This is a genomic window from Asaia siamensis (assembly GCF_014635085.1).
GTDB classification, from domain to species: domain Bacteria; phylum Pseudomonadota; class Alphaproteobacteria; order Acetobacterales; family Acetobacteraceae; genus Asaia; species Asaia siamensis.
The window spans coordinates 106,312-121,728 of record NZ_BMCH01000002.1 but is presented as its reverse complement, the minus strand read 5'-3'; the positions used below and the strand labels follow the sequence as shown (position 1 = coordinate 121,728).

Genomic DNA, 15,417 nt, shown 5'->3' with positions numbered 1-15,417 from the left:
CTGAGCGGTCCGGCCGCGGCACGTAGAATGGATAATCTGACGCACCGCCGGGTTCTTGCGCTCAGGCCTCAGGAAACTCCGTCGAAGCGCCCCGCGTCACCGAAACGGGCAGCTGCGCTTCTCACGAGCCTCGGCCCCATGAAGCGTCAGTCATCCGTCACGCTTCGGCGCTACGCCTCCGTCTGAACAAGACTGACGGTCGGGCCTTCGGTCCAGACCAGTGCCATGACAAGTTCATGCTCCGGATAGAGCTGCCTGAGCACGGCACCATAGGCCGCCATCTGGCGTCGATAGGCGGCAGGCACTGCCTGACCGGGGCGGGGCGGGTGCTGATTTGTCTTGAAATCGCAAAGCATCACGCAGCTTTCGGTCACACGCAGACGATCGACCTGACCAAGGACAACCTGACCGAAGGCAAGGCCTGTGATCGGCTGCTCCGCAAGGCTGCCAGGCGCGAAAAGCGGGGCGAGCGTCTTATCCTTCAGAATAGCCAGAACCTGCGTCACCAGACGCTCTACGGCGTCAGGCGCAAGACCATGGGCAGGCCGGGACAGAAAATCCTCTGCGAGAAAACGCCATTCCGACTCGTCACGGTCGGGCAGCCATTGCAGGAGACGATGCACCAGCGTGCCACGATCGAGCGCGCGTTTACGCCCGCTCTCCTGCCCTGCAGCGAGTTGCAGAGGCGACAGGGCCGGCGGTGCCGCGCCATAGGAGGCATTATCCGGCCGACTGGGTGCCAGAGGCCGCGTGAGCGGCGCCTCATGTGGTGCAGGCTGCGCATGCCAGTCCGGAGCATGACCGAACAGGGCAGGCATCGGTACAGGAGAAACAGGAGTGCGCAATCTCGCTGCCTGAGGGGCGCTTTCAGGCTCTGCCTCGATCACAAGGCGCTCGCCATCCCACCCGCCCTCGAAGGGATAGGCTGATGCGCCCAGCTGGGTGAACCCGGCCTCGCAAAGCGCATACCAGGAGTGTTCGCTCGGCTTGCGTCGCGGCTCCCAGCCACACACGACCAGCCAGTCGCTGGCACGTGTCAGAGCGACATAGAGCAAGCGGTTACGCTCTGCCTGCGCCGCTTCCTTTTCCTGCTCCTTGAGTCTGTCCCCAAGCCTGGAGGGCAATTCCTTGCCCGGCATCCACACAGGCAGATCAAGCCCGTTCTGGCGCGTCCAGAGAAGCTTCGTCTCGCCCTGCACCTCACCCGTCATGTCGGGCAGGATCACGAGGCGGGCCTGCAATCCTTTGGAGCCGTGAACGGTCATGATGCGCACGGCATCGATCTCGGACTCGGCCTCGCGCTTGACGGTCAGGCTGCTGGAAGCAAGCCAGTGCAGGAAGCCCTGCATCGACGGCGCGTGCAGCGCCTCGAAACGCAGCGCTGCAGAAAGCAGATCATCCAGCGGTTCTGCCGCCTCCGGCCCGAGACGGGCCAGTGCCCGGGCGCGCCCTTCATGACGACCCAGCGCATCGGCCAGAATCTGATAGGGGGTGGCAAAATCGATACGGGTCTGAAGCGCGGAGAGTCGCTCCCACGCACTCTGCCATTCGGGTCGTTCGAGATGGCGCTCCCGCAGGACCGTCCAGAGCGGGCGCTCGCCACGCTCCATCGCCAGATCCATGAGCGAGGCATCGCTGACGCCACCGAAAGGCGAGGTCAGCGCCGTAGCGAGGGTCAGGTTATCCTGAGGCAGAAGCAGCGCATGACACAGCGCCATCATATCCTGCACCGCCAGTGAATCGGTGAGCCCGACACCGACGAGTGTCGCCACTTCGACGCCCTGACCTTTCAATGCGCGAATGAGCGCCCGCAGGAAGGCCGAACGGCGTGGCACCAGAACCAGAACCTCACCCGCACGCAACGGCGCCTGGCCCGGCTGGGGCGGCTTGCCGATCTGACGGGCGATCCACTGAGCCAGCGTATCGGCCAGTTTCTGCGGGGCACGACTTTGTCCCGCATTGCCGGTAGGGGCCGCCCATGGGTCGTCAATGGCGTCTTTCTCATCTGCCGGGACCAGTGGCCAGAGCTCGACGCGCCCGCCCTGACCGGGGCGGGCAGAACGATGCGGCGGCAGGGAGTCACGCCCCGGCTCGCGCAAACCATCAGCGGCAAGGGGGCTGGCAAAGACCGCATCGACCAGATCGAGCACTGGCGTGACGGAACGAAAGGACACGCCAATTTCAGGATTGCGCCAGTCCTGCTCCGCACCCAGAACCATCTCGCGGAAGCGATCTCTCGCGCCGAACAAACCCTGAGGATCGGCGCCCTGAAAGGCATAGATGGATTGCTTGAAATCACCCACCGCGAAAACCGTGCGCGGGCGGCCTTCCATCTCGCGGGCGCCCTCACCCACGAAGAATTCCTCGATCAGCGCCGTCGCAATTTCCCATTGGGCTGCGGACGTATCCTGCACCTCGTCAAGCAACAGATGATCGAGACCGCCATCGAGTTTGTACAATACCCAGGAAGCACCCGGATCGCGCAGCAGATCCCGCGTGCTGGCGATGAGGTCGTCGTAATCGACCAGACCGCGCAGCGTCTTGTCCTGCGCGTAACGGTCGAGCGTGGGGGCTGCGAGAGCGAACAGGGCCAGATTGAGCGCAATCAGGCGCTGCACGGCAATCGCCTGATCCAGAGCGATGAGCCGCTCGGCTTCGGCGGTGAACGCCTCCATGATATGAGGCCGATCGCGGGCGATGGCAGCGGGGACAAAAGCCCGCGCGGCCCTCGGTGTGCCGGTGCCGGTCACAAAGAACTCGACCCACAGAGCAGGATCGCGCTCGACTGCCGGGCGCGAGAGCGCGTCGAGCATCCTGGTCAGGGTCGCCTGCATGGTGGCGGTACCAAGAGGCAAAGCCTCCTGCGCGCAACGTCGCAGGACATCTTCCTGCGGTGAGGCGCAGCGCTGGGCTTCGAGATCAGCCAGATCGACCTCATCTTCGGCGCCAAAAGCCTTGCGATAGGCCCGCTCGATGGCGCCAGGCTCGATCTGCCAGCGCGCAAAACTCTGCCTCAACCGCGAAACACGGCCCTGCAACGCCCTGATGCGATCGAGATAATCTTCCAGCCCGACCTGCCCCGCCAGAAGGGTGAGACGCGCCTCCATTGACGGGTCACCCTTGGCGCGAGACAGCGTCTGCTCGATGGCATTGGCCAGAGCGAGGCTTGAATCCGTCTCTTCCATCAGGGTGAAATGCGGGTTGATGGCCGCTTCCAGCGGGAAGCGCCTGAGCAGCGACTGACAGAATGCATGGATCGTGCCGATCTTCATGCCTCCCGGCAGATCGAGCACGCGCACGAAGAGGGCACGAGCCGCCTGACGGGTTTCAGGCGATACCGGCACGCTGAGCCCGTGCAATTCGCGATCGAGGGCGTCATCGGGCAGAGACACCCAGCGTCCCAGACGGGATTGCAGGCGATTGGCCATTTCCGCCGCCGCCGCACGGGTAAAGGTCAGACACTGGATACGTGCCGGGTCACTCCCCGGCAGCAATACCGGCGCCCCCGTCTCGGGGTCGGGCATCAGCACCGGCAGCATCAGGCGCAGCAGCCGGTCGATCAGCAGCTTGGTCTTGCCACTCCCCGCCGAAGCCGAGACGAAAACCGACGCCAGCGGATCGGAAGCCTGTCTCTGGATGTCATTGGCTGTGGCAATGACCTGCGAATTCAGCTTTGCCAGATCGCTCATTCTCCGCCCTCCTCACGCGCGGCGCTCCATTCCGACACACGGGCCAGATGGGCGTAATCGCTGTAGCGCGGCACATAATCGGGGTGAGGGTGAGAACGATAGGCCGTCTTCGGATCGTCAAAAACCTCGACACGTCGACGCAGCCTGTCGAGCGCGGAATCGACAAGGGGCTCCAGATCTTCGGGCTTGCGCGGCACGCTGAGCTCCTGACCGCGATGACGGTCGCCCGTCAGACGCCAGTAAAGCAGTGAGGCGGTCTCCGCCGCTGGCAGACCGGCAAAACCACCCAGACGCAGCATGGCCGCTTCAAGCACGAGCTGCGAACTCCAACCGGCTTCGACATCGCTCACCTTGGGCAGAGAGCCCGTCTTGTAATCGATGATCGTGGCACGACCGTCCTGCCCGATCTCTATCCGGTCGGCGCGGGCCGTCAGGCGGAACGGGGCGTAAGGCGGCGTCAGGGTGAGTGTGCCCTTCTGCTCGGTTTTCAGCATGGAAGGTTTCTCACGCAGTGCCTCGCGCTCACACACCCAGTCGGCAATGCGCAACACACGCGGGCGCCACCAGGCAGCCAGGGCCGGGCGCAACTCACGGGCTTCGAGCACCGCAAGCAGACATTCATGCAAGGCCCTGCCGCCCTTTTGTCCCTGTTCCAGCCAACGATCGATCCCGTCATGCACCACCACACCGATATCGGAGCGATCAGCAGCTTCCTCCAGCGCGGGCAGCGCCTTCAGCTTCAGCACATGACGCGCATAGATCGCATAAGGATCGCGCAGCCAGGAATCGATTTCGGTCACGGAAAGCCGGCGCGGACGCAGGGCGACGGGCGGGCGAGGCTCGGGCGGCAGCACGGGGCGCGCTGCTCCTGCAGGCTGATCCATGGTGGCCTGCCAGATCAGGGCGGGATGGGCGGGCAACTTCTGCCCTCGCCCTTCGAGCAGCGCCTCAAGACGCACCAGCCAGCGCGCCGGAACAGCAGGGGCGCCATCGCGTCTGGCCGCACTCGACAGCACGATTTCCTCACCCGAGAGAAAGGCCGTGGTGAAATCATGCGCTGCGGTGCCGATCAGCCGCTCCGGCGAGGGCAGACCGGCGCGTGTGCGCATGGGGCGGCTCAGCCAGGGCCCGGGATCGGTCGCGGGGGGCCAGATTCCCTCGTTCAACCCACCCAGAATGACCAGATTGGCGAATTGCAGACGCGCTTCAAGCACACCCAGAATGGACACGCGGGGATGCAGCGCCTCGCCATCGCGCCCCTGCAGAACGCGCTGACCGAACACCATTTTCCCGGCCATCGACGCCAGCAGGAATGCAGGCAGCCCCACCAGACTCTGGGGCGGCAGAACTGCGCCATGCGTCATCAGACCGACCAGATGACGTGACAGGGCATGGCCCTCTGCGCCCATCCAGAGACGCTCTTCACCCGGTTGCTCCTGCGTGCTGGCCAGAGCTTCCGCCGCCCTGATAAGGCGTGTCAGCAGCTCCGGCAGAGGCAGGGCACCGCAATTCAGCAAGGGCGAGACAGCCGCGTCGAGACGATCCAGAAACAGATCGAGCGGCTCGGCCTGATCGGGGCGATCGGCACTCTCGGCCTCGCTCTGGTCCTGACGATCGAGCGCCTGACGAAGGCCTTTCATGCCCGGTGGTGGTGCAGGCCCACGTAAAACCAGACGCTCGAGACGGCGCGCCGTTGCACGGCAATTGCCGGGTGTGCTGCCAAGCGCCACGAGCGGATGCTTGAGCAGGGATAGAAGCGCCACCGGCGCCAGATTTTCGGCAGCGGCCTCAGCCAGAAGACGGAGAAGGATCGCAGCCGGGCTGAGCGCGAGGCTCTCGCCTGCGCTGTCATCCGCCACGATGCCGTAGCGCAGCAATTCGGTCGCGACTCGTCTGGCCAGAGCGCGGTCCGGGGTGACAAGCGATGCCGTTCTGCCGGAGCTTTCAACTGCCTCTCGCAGAATCATGGCGATGCTGGCGGCTTCCTGCTGCTGATCGGCCGCATCTAGACGGGTGATTCTGGTCAGAGGCAGAGGCACTGTGCTTTCTCCCCAGGCAGAAAGTCCCTCCATGGGGCGCATCATCAGGCTTGCCAGCTTTATGCGGTCCTGCATGGCTTCGCGAAAAACCATCCCTTGCGGTAGCACCCCGTCATCCCAGAGTGTGATGGTTTCACGGGAAACACCCAGATCATCGAGAAGACGTCGAAAGCCCGATTGCGGATGGCTTTCCGGCAGGGTTGCCCACAGCGTATCGGGCAGATCGAGATCGACACCGGGCAGGATCACGCAACCCTGAGGCGCATCGAGCACGGCGCGAAGAATGGCGCAGACAGCAAACATGCCATCGGTGAAACCCACAGCCCAGAGCCTTCCCTGCGGGGGTGCCTGCGTCCAGCGTTCGGCCTGCGCCCTGAGCACGGCGACCTGACGCGCCACCGGGTTCATCAGACCGGTTTCGCTCAGCCAGGCGGGCCAGGCTTCGGTGACGATATGCAGGAACTGCAGCGTCTTGTGCCAGTGATCGGCAAAACGCGGCTCGGCGGCATCGGGCAGGCGCTCGCGCAGATCGACCCCCACACGCTCGGCATCGTCCATCAACTCCGCCAGAGCCGAGGCCAGAGGCCAGGCCTGTTCGAGCGTCAGTTCCGCGCTGAATACGCCCTTCGCCCGCAGAACCAGCGCCGCCAGAACCGACAGACGACGCAGCGGATCAACCGCGGCAGGAAAGGAAAACGCCTCGACACCCGAAAGCGCCAGATCGTCTTCGCTCACATCGCCCACTGGCAGGATGCGCGGCAATAATGCCGCCTTGCCATCGAGACAACGCAGGAACGCCTCGGTGAGGTTGCGTGCCGCACGACGCCCCGGCACAAGAATCAGCGCGTTGGCATCGTCCTGAGCAGCACCCCCCTCAAGCCAGCGTCTTGCCACGTCATCAAGAAAGGAACGGTCTGCGGGGATGGTTGCGAGAATCACAGCCTGCCGCTCCAGCCCTTGATGGTCATCCTGCGCGCCTCTTCGGCTTCCCCTTCGGTCAGGGTGAGATGCAGCGCATGATCGGGCAGTTCGTCTTCTGCGCGTTCGGGCCATTCGACCAGCATGATGCCCTCCTGCAACTCGTCCCAGCCGAGCTCGAAAAGAGCGTCCGGCCCATCAAGACGCCAGAGATCGAAATGCGCCACAGCCCCTTTGGCGGTGTCATAGGTCTGGACCAGCGAAAAGGTGGGGCTGGGCACCTCAAGTGCAGGATCCTGCGCCAGCGCTCTCAGAAAGGCCCGGGCAAACACACTCTTGCCCATGCCCATCTCGCCATGCAGCGCGATCACATCCCCCGGCTGCGCAAGACCCGCCAGACGGGCGGCGAAAGCTTCGGTGGCGGGCTGATCGGGCAGGTCGATTTGGCTCATACTGACAGTGTAAAGCCCGGCTATCTGGATGGGTAGGGGTCTGACAAGCGAGCGAGCCCGATATGTCTGACGCTTCTGGCAGATCTGACCTGAAGGGCCTCAAAAAGGCCCGAAGGTAAAGCTCTTACCGGCGATAGGCAGGCAGGTCGACCTTGCCGAGAATGGCATAGCCGCGCAGGCAGAAACCCAGCACCACGGCAATCGCCCCTGCAGCGATTGGAGGAAGACCGACAGCATCCAGACCGACATATAACCCTGCGGCGAGGGCTGCGGCGGTGACATAGAGCTCGGGCCGGATCACGATGGAAGGCAGACCTGCCAGCACGTCACGGATAATGCCGCCCATGCAGGCCGTGACCACCCCCATGATGGCCGCTGGCAACCAAGGAATGCCATAGGCTGTGGCCTTGGCGGCGCCATAGACAGCATAAGAGGCAAGCCCCAGCCCGTCGAACCAGTCGATGGCGCGCTCATGCCAGACACGATGAGGCGTAAACCACACCAGCAGGGCGATGCCCAGACAGACGGCAATCGGCGCCGTGGCATGCATCCAGAATACCGGCGCGCCGATCAGCAGATCGCGCAGCGTGCCGCCTCCAACGCCGGTCATGGCCGCGAAGAAGGCAAAGGTGACCATGTTCTGCCTTGCCCTTGCAGCAACAAGCGCGCCCGATATCGCAAACACAGCCGTGCCCGCCATGTCGAGATCGGACAATGTCGATGCCGAGAGCGCATGAATACTGGCAAGAGTGGCAGGGCTCACGCCGCGAGCGCTTCAATATCGGCGGCGAGTTGTGCCACGCGTTCGGGTGCGGCATCCCAGGCAAACATGAATCTCGCCCCCCCGCCGATGAACGTATAGAAACGCCATCCCCGCTCGCGCAGCCCTTCGAGCACGGTTTCCGGTGCCTTGAGAAACACGGCATTGGCCTGTGCCGGAAACATCAGGGAAAGACCGGGAACTGCCGTGATCCGCTCCGCCAGCGCCCTGGCGCTGTCATTGCCGTGCTGGCCGTTACGCAGCCAGGCGCCACTCTCCAGCAGACCGACCCAGGGTGCGGAGATGAAGCGCATTTTCGACGCCAGCTGCCCGGCCTGCTTGCAGCGATAATCGAAGCCTTCGGCCAAGGCCGGGTCGAAAAACAGGATCGCCTCGCCAACGGCCATTCCATTTTTCGTGCCGCCAAAACACAGCACGTCCACCCCTGCCTGCCAGGTCATTTCAGCGGGTGTGCAGCCCAGAGCGGCGCAGGCATTGGCAAAGCGGGCGCCATCCATATGCAGACGCAGCCCAAGTTCGCGACAGGTATCGGCAATGGCGCGTATTTCCGCCAGGGAATAGACCTCACCCGTCTCGGTCGGCTGGGTGATCGTCACGACCTTGGGCTTGGGATAGTGGATATCGCTTCGACACGTCGCCAGAGCGCGAATGTCTTCCGGAAACAGCTTGGCATGGTCCGTGCGAGCCACTAGGAGCTTGGAACCATTGGAGAAAAATTCGGGAGCACCACATTCATCAGTTTCGACATGGGCGAAAGATGAACAGATGACGCTGTTATAGGACTGGCAGAGCGATGCCAGCGCCAGCGAATTGGCTGCCGTGCCATTGAAGGCAAAGAACACTTCGCATTGCGTACCGAACAGCGTGCGGAAACTGTCAGAGGCGCGGTTTGTCCATTCATCATCGCCATAAGCCGGCACTGAACCCGCATTGGCCTGCTGCATCACATCCCAGACTTCGGGGCAGATACCGGCATAATTGTCACTGGCAAATTGCTGGGCCACGATGATCAGTCCTTTCTGGACGTACAGGGGCTCCGTGCGAAAGGGGGGTGTGGCGTGTCCCGAGATTGCCGGAGCGGCCACATCTCTCCGGCGGAAACCGGAGATACCACCTTGCCCGGGAGCAGGTTGGCGCCGACAGGACCTGTCGGCTCTTGATGCTGGCGGCTTTCGTATCAAAGCCATGAGTGTCACGCAATGTGCTTCTGTCCAACTGGCGCTAACGCAAGCCATCCTCCGGCTCTGGGCGAGCCTCGCGGTTTCTGTTAGCTGCTATGAGGAACACAGGACATAACAGACAGGATTGAACGCGCTTATGGGCCAGACTCCTCTCGACATCGATGTCGCCATTATCGGTGCAGGGCCGACCGCCCTTTTTGCGGCTTTCGAATGCGGGATGCTCAAACTCTCCTGCGTTCTGATCGACGCTCTGGGAGAGATCGGTGGCCAATGTGCGGCGCTTTATCCTGAGAAGCCGATCTATGACATTCCGGGCCATCCCTCGATCGAAGGCGGCGCACTGATTGCGGCACTTGATGCCCAGATCGCCCCGTTCGATGTGCCGCGTCTGCTTGGCCAGCGTGTCGAGAAGCTTTCTGGCGCCCGTGGCGCGTTCACGCTCGAGACGGACAAGGGCCAGGTCGTGACGGCACGCGCTGTCATCATTGCAGCCGGTGCCGGTGCTTTCGGGCCGAATCGCCCGCCGCTGGAGGGCCTCGACGCCTACGAGGCCAGCGGAGCCGTTCAGTATTACGTCCGCAAGCGCGCCGATTTTGCCGGCAAGCGCATTGTCGTGGCTGGTGGTGGCGACTCCGCCCTCGACTGGGCGCTGTCGCTCTCGGATATCGCTGAAAAAATCTATCTGCTGCATCGCCGCGATCGCTTCCGTGGGGCGCCGGAAACACTGGCTCAGATCGAGGCCCGGGTGGCAGAAGGCCGCATCGAGAAGGTGGTGCCCTATCAGCTTCATGCGCTTCAGGGTGACAATGGCGCCCTGTCGGCTGTCGACGTGATCGATCTCGATGGGCAGGTGCGCCGTATCGAGGCGGATACGCTGCTGCCTTTCTACGGGCTTTCGACCGATCTTGGCCCGATTGCCACCTGGAATATCGACACGATCCGCAGCACCCTGCCGGTGACGCCTTCGACCATGGAAACCAGCCTGCCCGGCGTTTTTGCCATTGGCGATGTGGCGACCTATCCCGGCAAACTCAAGCTGATTTTGCAGGGCTTCAGCGAGGGCGCAATGGCAGCTCATGCCATTCACCCCATCGTTCATCCTGACCAGGCGCTGCATTTCGAATATTCCACCAGCAAGGGTGTGCCCGCAGGCTCTTGAGCGACGGCAGGGCGCGGTTTAGAATGATTCCGAAATGATCGAAAGACGCGAACCCTGATGACAGTACAGCAGAGCGAGGTGGAAGCAGGCGCAAAACAGCGCGCCGGAGGGTGGTTGCGAATCGACCTTGATGCCCTCAAGCAGAACTACGCTCTGCTGCAACAGAAGGTGGGCAGAGAAATTGCCGTGGGCGCTGCCGTCAAGGCCGATGCCTATGGGCTGGGCGTGGCGCGTGTCGCTCCGGCCCTGTATCGTGCCGGCTGCCGTCGCTTCTTTGTTGCAACGGTTGACGAGGGGCTGGGCCTGCGTCCGCTCCTGCCCGCAGATGCGGCCATCTGCGTTCTGAACGGTCCGCCCCAGGGCAGCGAAGCGCTTCTTCTTGCCTCGGGCCTGACACCTGTCCTGAACAGCCTCGACCAGGCGCGGCGCTGGGCAGCGCTCTGCCGGGAAACAGGGCGCAAGGCGGCCTGTCTGCTTCAGCTTGATAGCGGCATGTCGCGTTTCGGTCTTTCGGAAGAGGATCTCGACACGCTCTGCGCAGAGGGTCTGCCCGATGCGCTCGATATCGCCTTCGTCATGAGCCATCTCGCCTGCGCGGATGATGCCACCTCGTCACGCAATGAGGGGCAGCGCCGGGCATTCGAAACGCTGAGGCGCAAGCTACCTGCCCTGCCAGCCAGTCTTGCGGCATCGAGCGGTATCTTTCTGGGCGAAGAATTTCACTTCTCTCTGGTTCGCCCTGGCTACGCGCTGTACGGCGGCAATCCGACCCCTGCCCTTCCCAACCCGATGCATCCGGTCGTTACCATGCTGGGTGGGCTGGTTCAGGATCGGTGGATCGCGCCCGAGACTGCAGTCGGGTACAGTGCCCGCTTTGTGGCCACACAGAAGACCCGCATTGCCACGCTTTCCGTCGGCTATGCCGACGGTTTTCATCGCCGCGCCGGTGGCCTCACCAGCGCGATCCTGCCTGCAAGACCCGAGATTTCGCTCCCTGTCGTAGGGCGGATCTCGATGGATTGCATGGCGCTGGACGTCACCGCGCTGGGAGATATGGATCTGCCCCCCGGCACGGGTTTCGAGCTGATCGGCCCCCACCGTCCGCTGGACGAACTGGCCTCAGCGCTGGATACGATCGGATATGAGCTGCTGACCAGTCTCGGGAAGCGCTTCCATCGTGAATACATTGAGAGTTCACAATGAAGATCATCGTCATGGGCGCCGGTGTGATCGGCGTCACTACTGCCTGGTATCTCGCCGAACAGGGCCATGAGGTTGAGGTCATCGATCGCCAGCCCGGTGTCGGCCTCGAAACTTCCTTTGCCAATGCGGGTCAGGTCTCGCCGGGTTATTCCACGCCCTGGGCAATGCCGGGCCTGCCGCTCAAGGCAGCGCGCTGGATGTTCCAGAAACATGCACCGCTCGTGGTGCGCGCAGCTGCTGTCAACGCGCCCATGCTGCGCTTCATGACGCAGCTTCTGACCAACTGCACGCATCATGCCTATGACATCAACAAGAGCCGTATGCTGCGTATTGCGGAATACAGCCGCGACTGTCAGGCCGAACTGCGCCGCTCGACCGGCATCACCTATGATGACGGCCAGAAGGGGCTGATCCAGCTCTTCCGCACCGACAAGCAGGTTGAACATGCTCATGAAGACATGCGTCTGCTTGCCGAAAGCGGCGTAACGCATGAGCTTCTGGGCATGGACGAGGTGCTGAAATACGAGCCCGGTCTGGGCGGCGCCCGTCATCTGCTCAAGGGCGGTCTGCGTCTGCCGGGCGACGAGTCGGGTGATGCCTATCTCTTCACCCAGCGCCTGGCCGCCATGGCTGCGGAAAAAGGCGTGAGCTTCCGCTTCCGCACCGAGATCCAGGCCATCGAGGCAGCAAGCGATGCCATTTATGGCATCCGCACCAGTGCTGGCCGCCTGACAGCCGACGCCTATGTGCTGGCGCTTGGCAGCTATTCGCCGCGTCTGCTCAAGCCAATCGAGCTCGACCTGCCGGTCTATCCGGTAAAGGGCTACTCGCTCACGGCACCGATCACCGATGAGAGCCGCGTGCCGACCTCGACGGTCAATGATGAGACCTACAAGGTGGCCATGACCCGCCTTGGCGACCGTATCCGTATTGGCGGCACGGCAGAACTGACTGGCTGGCGTCTCAAGCTGAGCCAGGATCGTCGCGAGACGCTCGAACTCTCGTTCAACGAGATGTATGGCGGCGCCGATCTCAGCCGCGCCCGCTACTGGACCGGCCTGCGCCCCTGCACACCCGATGGTACGCCTGTGATCGGCCCGTCCGGCCGTTACAGCAATCTCTGGCTCAACACGGGCCATGGCACGCTGGGCTGGACCATGGCCTGTGGCTCGGGCCGAATCCTGGCTGACCGCATCAGCGGCAAGCGCACGGATATTCCGGCGCTCGATCTGTCGCTGGATCGCTATACTTCCTGAGGTGCTTTGGGGCTCTGCCCTGAACCCGGAAGGGGGCTTGCCCCCTTCACCCCAACTAGGAGATCACGATCTGATCTTCAGGCGGCATGACTGCACGATACAAACAGCTCTGCTCGGTCTTTCGTTACAGGAGGCCGTCAGCTTTGGTGAATTTCCAGCAGCCTGACCGACAAGCTGAAGCAGGCCTTGTGGGCCATCGCCTCATACCTCCCGGGACATGGCGCATCGGGCACAAAAAAAGGGGCCGTTTCCGGCCCCTTTTCCGTAACCAGTCTCAGGACTGATCAGTTGCCGGAAGCGTCCTTCTCGGCGGCAGCTTCTGCACCCTTCTTGTGGTGCTTGTGCTTGTGCTTGCCCTTATGCTTGTGCTTGGCAGCCTTGTCGTCGGTCGATGCCGCCGGAGCAGCTTCAGACGTCGAAGCCGGAGCGGTGGCTTCCGGAGCTGCAGGAGCGGCCGGCGCAGCAGCAGCAGGAGCCTGGGCAGCCGGAGCGGCATCCTGAGCGAAAGCAGGAACGCTCAGCGTCATGGCAAGAGCGGCAACACCGGTGAGAAGGCGACGATTGAAAACGAGCATGAAACGAGCTCCAGAAAACGAATTCACATAATCACAGGCGTCAGTCAGTCCGAAGAAAAGGGCCGTCTGAACTCATGACCTTGTAGACGCTAACAGTATTTTCTCAAATCGTCTCGAAAGAAATTAGATAAAATGAATGTAATCGCACGGTAAAGGCGCATATTCGCCTTAATCGCGACACGATCATAAAAAAAGGCCACCGCTGCCGGTGACCTTTTTTGAAGGCTGATTCGTTTGTGAACCGGCCTTGTCGTCCTGTCAGAATGCCGCCTGACCGATTGGTGCCAACCGGTCAGGATACATGTCCTTATCAGACGTCAGACTTGACCTTGGACATACGCTTGCGCTCGTTCGGATCGAGGTAGCGCTTGCGGATACGCACCGCAGTCGGCGTCACTTCGACCAGCTCGTCGTCTTCAATATAGGCAATGGCCTGCTCAAGGCTCATCTTGCGCGGCGGGGTCAGAAGCAGTGCGTCGTCCTTGCCGGCGGCACGGATGTTCGTCAGCTTCTTTTCACGCACGGCGTTCACATCGAGATCGTTCTCACGCGAATGCTCACCGAGAATCATGCCCGTGTAGATCTTCTCGCCAGCATCGACGAAAAGCGTACCGCGATCCTGCAGCGAGAACAGGGCGTACTGCGTGGTCGCACCGTCTTCTGCCGAGATCAGCGAGCCGTTGCGACGGCCTTCGATCGTGCCTGCATAGGGCTTATAGCCCGCGAAGAGACGGTTCATGATGCCTGTGCCGCGCGTGTCGGTCAGGAACTCGCCGTGATAGCCGATCAGGCCGCGCGACGGGATGAGGAAGGTCAGACGAACCTTGTCACCACCCGACGGACGCATGTCCTGCATCACGCCCTTACGCATCGACATCTTTTCGACGACCACGCCCGAATAGGGCTCGTCGACATCGACCAGAACCTCTTCGTACGGCTCTTCACGCTCGCCGGTTTCTTCGTTGTTGCGGAAGAGAACGCGCGGACGACCGATGGTCAGCTCGAAGCCTTCGCGACGCATGGTCTCGATAAGCACGCCAAGCTGAAGTTCACCACGACCGGCAACCTCGAAAGCTTCGCTTTCGGCGCTCTCGGTCACCTTGATGGCGACGTTGCCTTCGGTTTCCTTGAACAGACGGTCACGGATCTGGCGCGACGTCACCTTCTTGCCTTCACGACCGCCCAGAGGGCCGTCATTGATGCGGAAGGTCATGGTCAGGGTCGGCGGATCGACCGGGGTGGAGGGCAGCGGGGCGTCGAGAGCTGGGTCTGCAATGGTGTCGGGGATGGTTGCGTCGGACAGACCGGCCACAGCCACGATATCACCGGCTTCGGCTTCATCCACCGGCACGCGGTCCAGACCACGGAACGACAGCAGCTTGGTCAGACGACCCGTTTCCACGATCGTGCCATCGGGGCGCAGCACGCGCACCGGCATGTTCACGCGGGCGCGGCCCTGCTCGATACGCCCCGTCAGGATGCGGCCCAGGAAGTTGTCGCTCTCGAGAATGGTCGAAACCATGCCGAAAGGGGCTTCCTTGTCGAGGCCCGGCGTCGGCACGTGGCGCAGCACCAGGTCGAACAGCGGGGACAGATCCTTGCGGGGGCCGTTCATTTCCAGATCGGCCCAGCCCTGACGGCCCGAAGCGTACAGCATCGGGAAGTCGAGCTGATGCTCGTCGGCGCCCAAAGCTGCGAACAGGTCGAAGATTTCTTCATGAACTTCATCGGGACGGGCATCGCCACGGTCGATCTTGTTCACGACCACGATCGGACGCAGGCCGCGGGCCAGCGCCTTGCCGAGCACGAACTTGGTCTGCGGCAGAGCGCCTTCAGCCGAGTCGACCAGGATGATCGCGCCGTCCACCATGCTCAGGATACGCTCGACCTCACCACCGAAATCGGCGTGGCCTGGCGTGTCGATGATGTTGATACGCGTCTCGTTCCAGACGACCGAGGTGCACTTGGCAAGAATGGTGATGCCACGCTCGCGCTCGAGGTCGTTGCTGTCCATCGCGCGCTCAGCAACATGCTGGTTTTCGCGGAACGAGCCGGATTGCTTGAGAAGCTGGTCAACAAGGGTGGTCTTGCCATGATCGACGTGCGCGATAATGGCGATGTTACGGATTTCCATGAAGCGGTCCTGATCGGGCTTGCAGGGTCA

Annotated in this window: 10 protein-coding genes and 1 riboswitch; of the genes, 3 read left to right on the top strand and 7 right to left on the bottom strand. The window is 62.6% G+C overall.

Features of this window, described 5'->3' with window-relative positions; genetic code table 11:
* Positions 1 to 170 precede the first annotated feature (170 nt).
* The 5 genes from addA to IEV53_RS04055 all read right to left on the bottom strand — a co-directional run bounded on the left by addA (position 171) and on the right by IEV53_RS04055 (position 8,883).
* Positions 171 to 3,689: a double-strand break repair helicase AddA gene (addA, locus tag IEV53_RS04075; protein ID WP_188425525.1), complete on the bottom strand. Its 3,519-nt coding sequence runs from the start codon at positions 3,687 to 3,689 to the stop codon at positions 171 to 173.
* On the bottom strand, positions 3,686 to 6,667 hold the full coding sequence (gene addB / locus IEV53_RS04070; RefSeq protein WP_229719561.1) for a double-strand break repair protein AddB: 2,982 nt from the start codon (positions 6,665 to 6,667) through the stop codon (positions 3,686 to 3,688). The genes addA and addB overlap by 4 nt, the downstream gene beginning before the upstream one ends.
* A complete protein-coding gene (gene tsaE, locus IEV53_RS04065) occupies positions 6,664 to 7,098 on the bottom strand; it encodes a tRNA (adenosine(37)-N6)-threonylcarbamoyltransferase complex ATPase subunit type 1 TsaE (protein ID WP_188425523.1) in 435 nt (144 codons plus the stop codon). The genes addB and tsaE overlap by 4 nt, the downstream gene beginning before the upstream one ends.
* A gap of 124 nt (positions 7,099 to 7,222) precedes the next feature.
* On the bottom strand, positions 7,223 to 7,861 hold the full coding sequence (locus IEV53_RS04060) for a trimeric intracellular cation channel family protein (RefSeq protein ID WP_229719555.1): 639 nt from the start codon (positions 7,859 to 7,861) through the stop codon (positions 7,223 to 7,225).
* Positions 7,858 to 8,883, bottom strand: coding sequence for a threonine aldolase family protein (locus IEV53_RS04055; RefSeq protein ID WP_371869827.1), 1,026 nt, complete (start codon positions 8,881 to 8,883; stop codon positions 7,858 to 7,860). The genes IEV53_RS04060 and IEV53_RS04055 overlap by 4 nt, the downstream gene beginning before the upstream one ends.
* Before the next feature lie 51 nt (positions 8,884 to 8,934).
* Positions 8,935 to 9,047: riboswitch (SAM-I-IV-variant riboswitch) on the bottom strand.
* Positions 9,048 to 9,196: 149 nt separating this feature from the next.
* On the opposite strand from IEV53_RS04055, the gene IEV53_RS04050 reads away from it, so the two are divergent.
* Genes IEV53_RS04050 through IEV53_RS04040 form a run of 3 tightly spaced genes read left to right on the top strand, consistent with a single transcriptional unit; the run spans position 9,197 to position 12,678 of the window.
* A complete protein-coding gene (locus IEV53_RS04050) occupies positions 9,197 to 10,219 on the top strand; it encodes an NAD(P)/FAD-dependent oxidoreductase (protein ID WP_188425522.1) in 1,023 nt (340 codons plus the stop codon).
* A gap of 57 nt (positions 10,220 to 10,276) precedes the next feature.
* Positions 10,277 to 11,422 (top strand): alanine racemase, encoded by a 1,146-nt coding sequence (gene alr / locus IEV53_RS04045; RefSeq protein ID WP_188425521.1) that lies wholly within the window; start codon positions 10,277 to 10,279, stop codon positions 11,420 to 11,422.
* Positions 11,419 to 12,678, top strand: coding sequence for a D-amino acid dehydrogenase (locus IEV53_RS04040; protein WP_188425520.1), 1,260 nt, complete (start codon positions 11,419 to 11,421; stop codon positions 12,676 to 12,678). Before alr ends, IEV53_RS04040 begins: the two co-directional genes overlap by 4 nt.
* Before the next feature lie 284 nt (positions 12,679 to 12,962).
* On the opposite strand, the gene IEV53_RS04035 is transcribed toward IEV53_RS04040, so the two are convergent.
* Both IEV53_RS04035 and typA read right to left on the bottom strand, forming a co-directional pair.
* The gene (locus IEV53_RS04035) at positions 12,963 to 13,253 is read right to left on the bottom strand and encodes a hypothetical protein (protein ID WP_188425519.1); all 291 of its coding nucleotides are present in this window, start codon (positions 13,251 to 13,253) and stop codon (positions 12,963 to 12,965) included.
* 310 nt (positions 13,254 to 13,563) lie between these two features.
* Complete coding sequence (gene typA, locus IEV53_RS04030) at positions 13,564 to 15,387, bottom strand: translational GTPase TypA (protein ID WP_188425518.1); 1,824 nt, start codon at positions 15,385 to 15,387, stop codon at positions 13,564 to 13,566.
* Positions 15,388 to 15,417 lie beyond the last annotated feature (30 nt).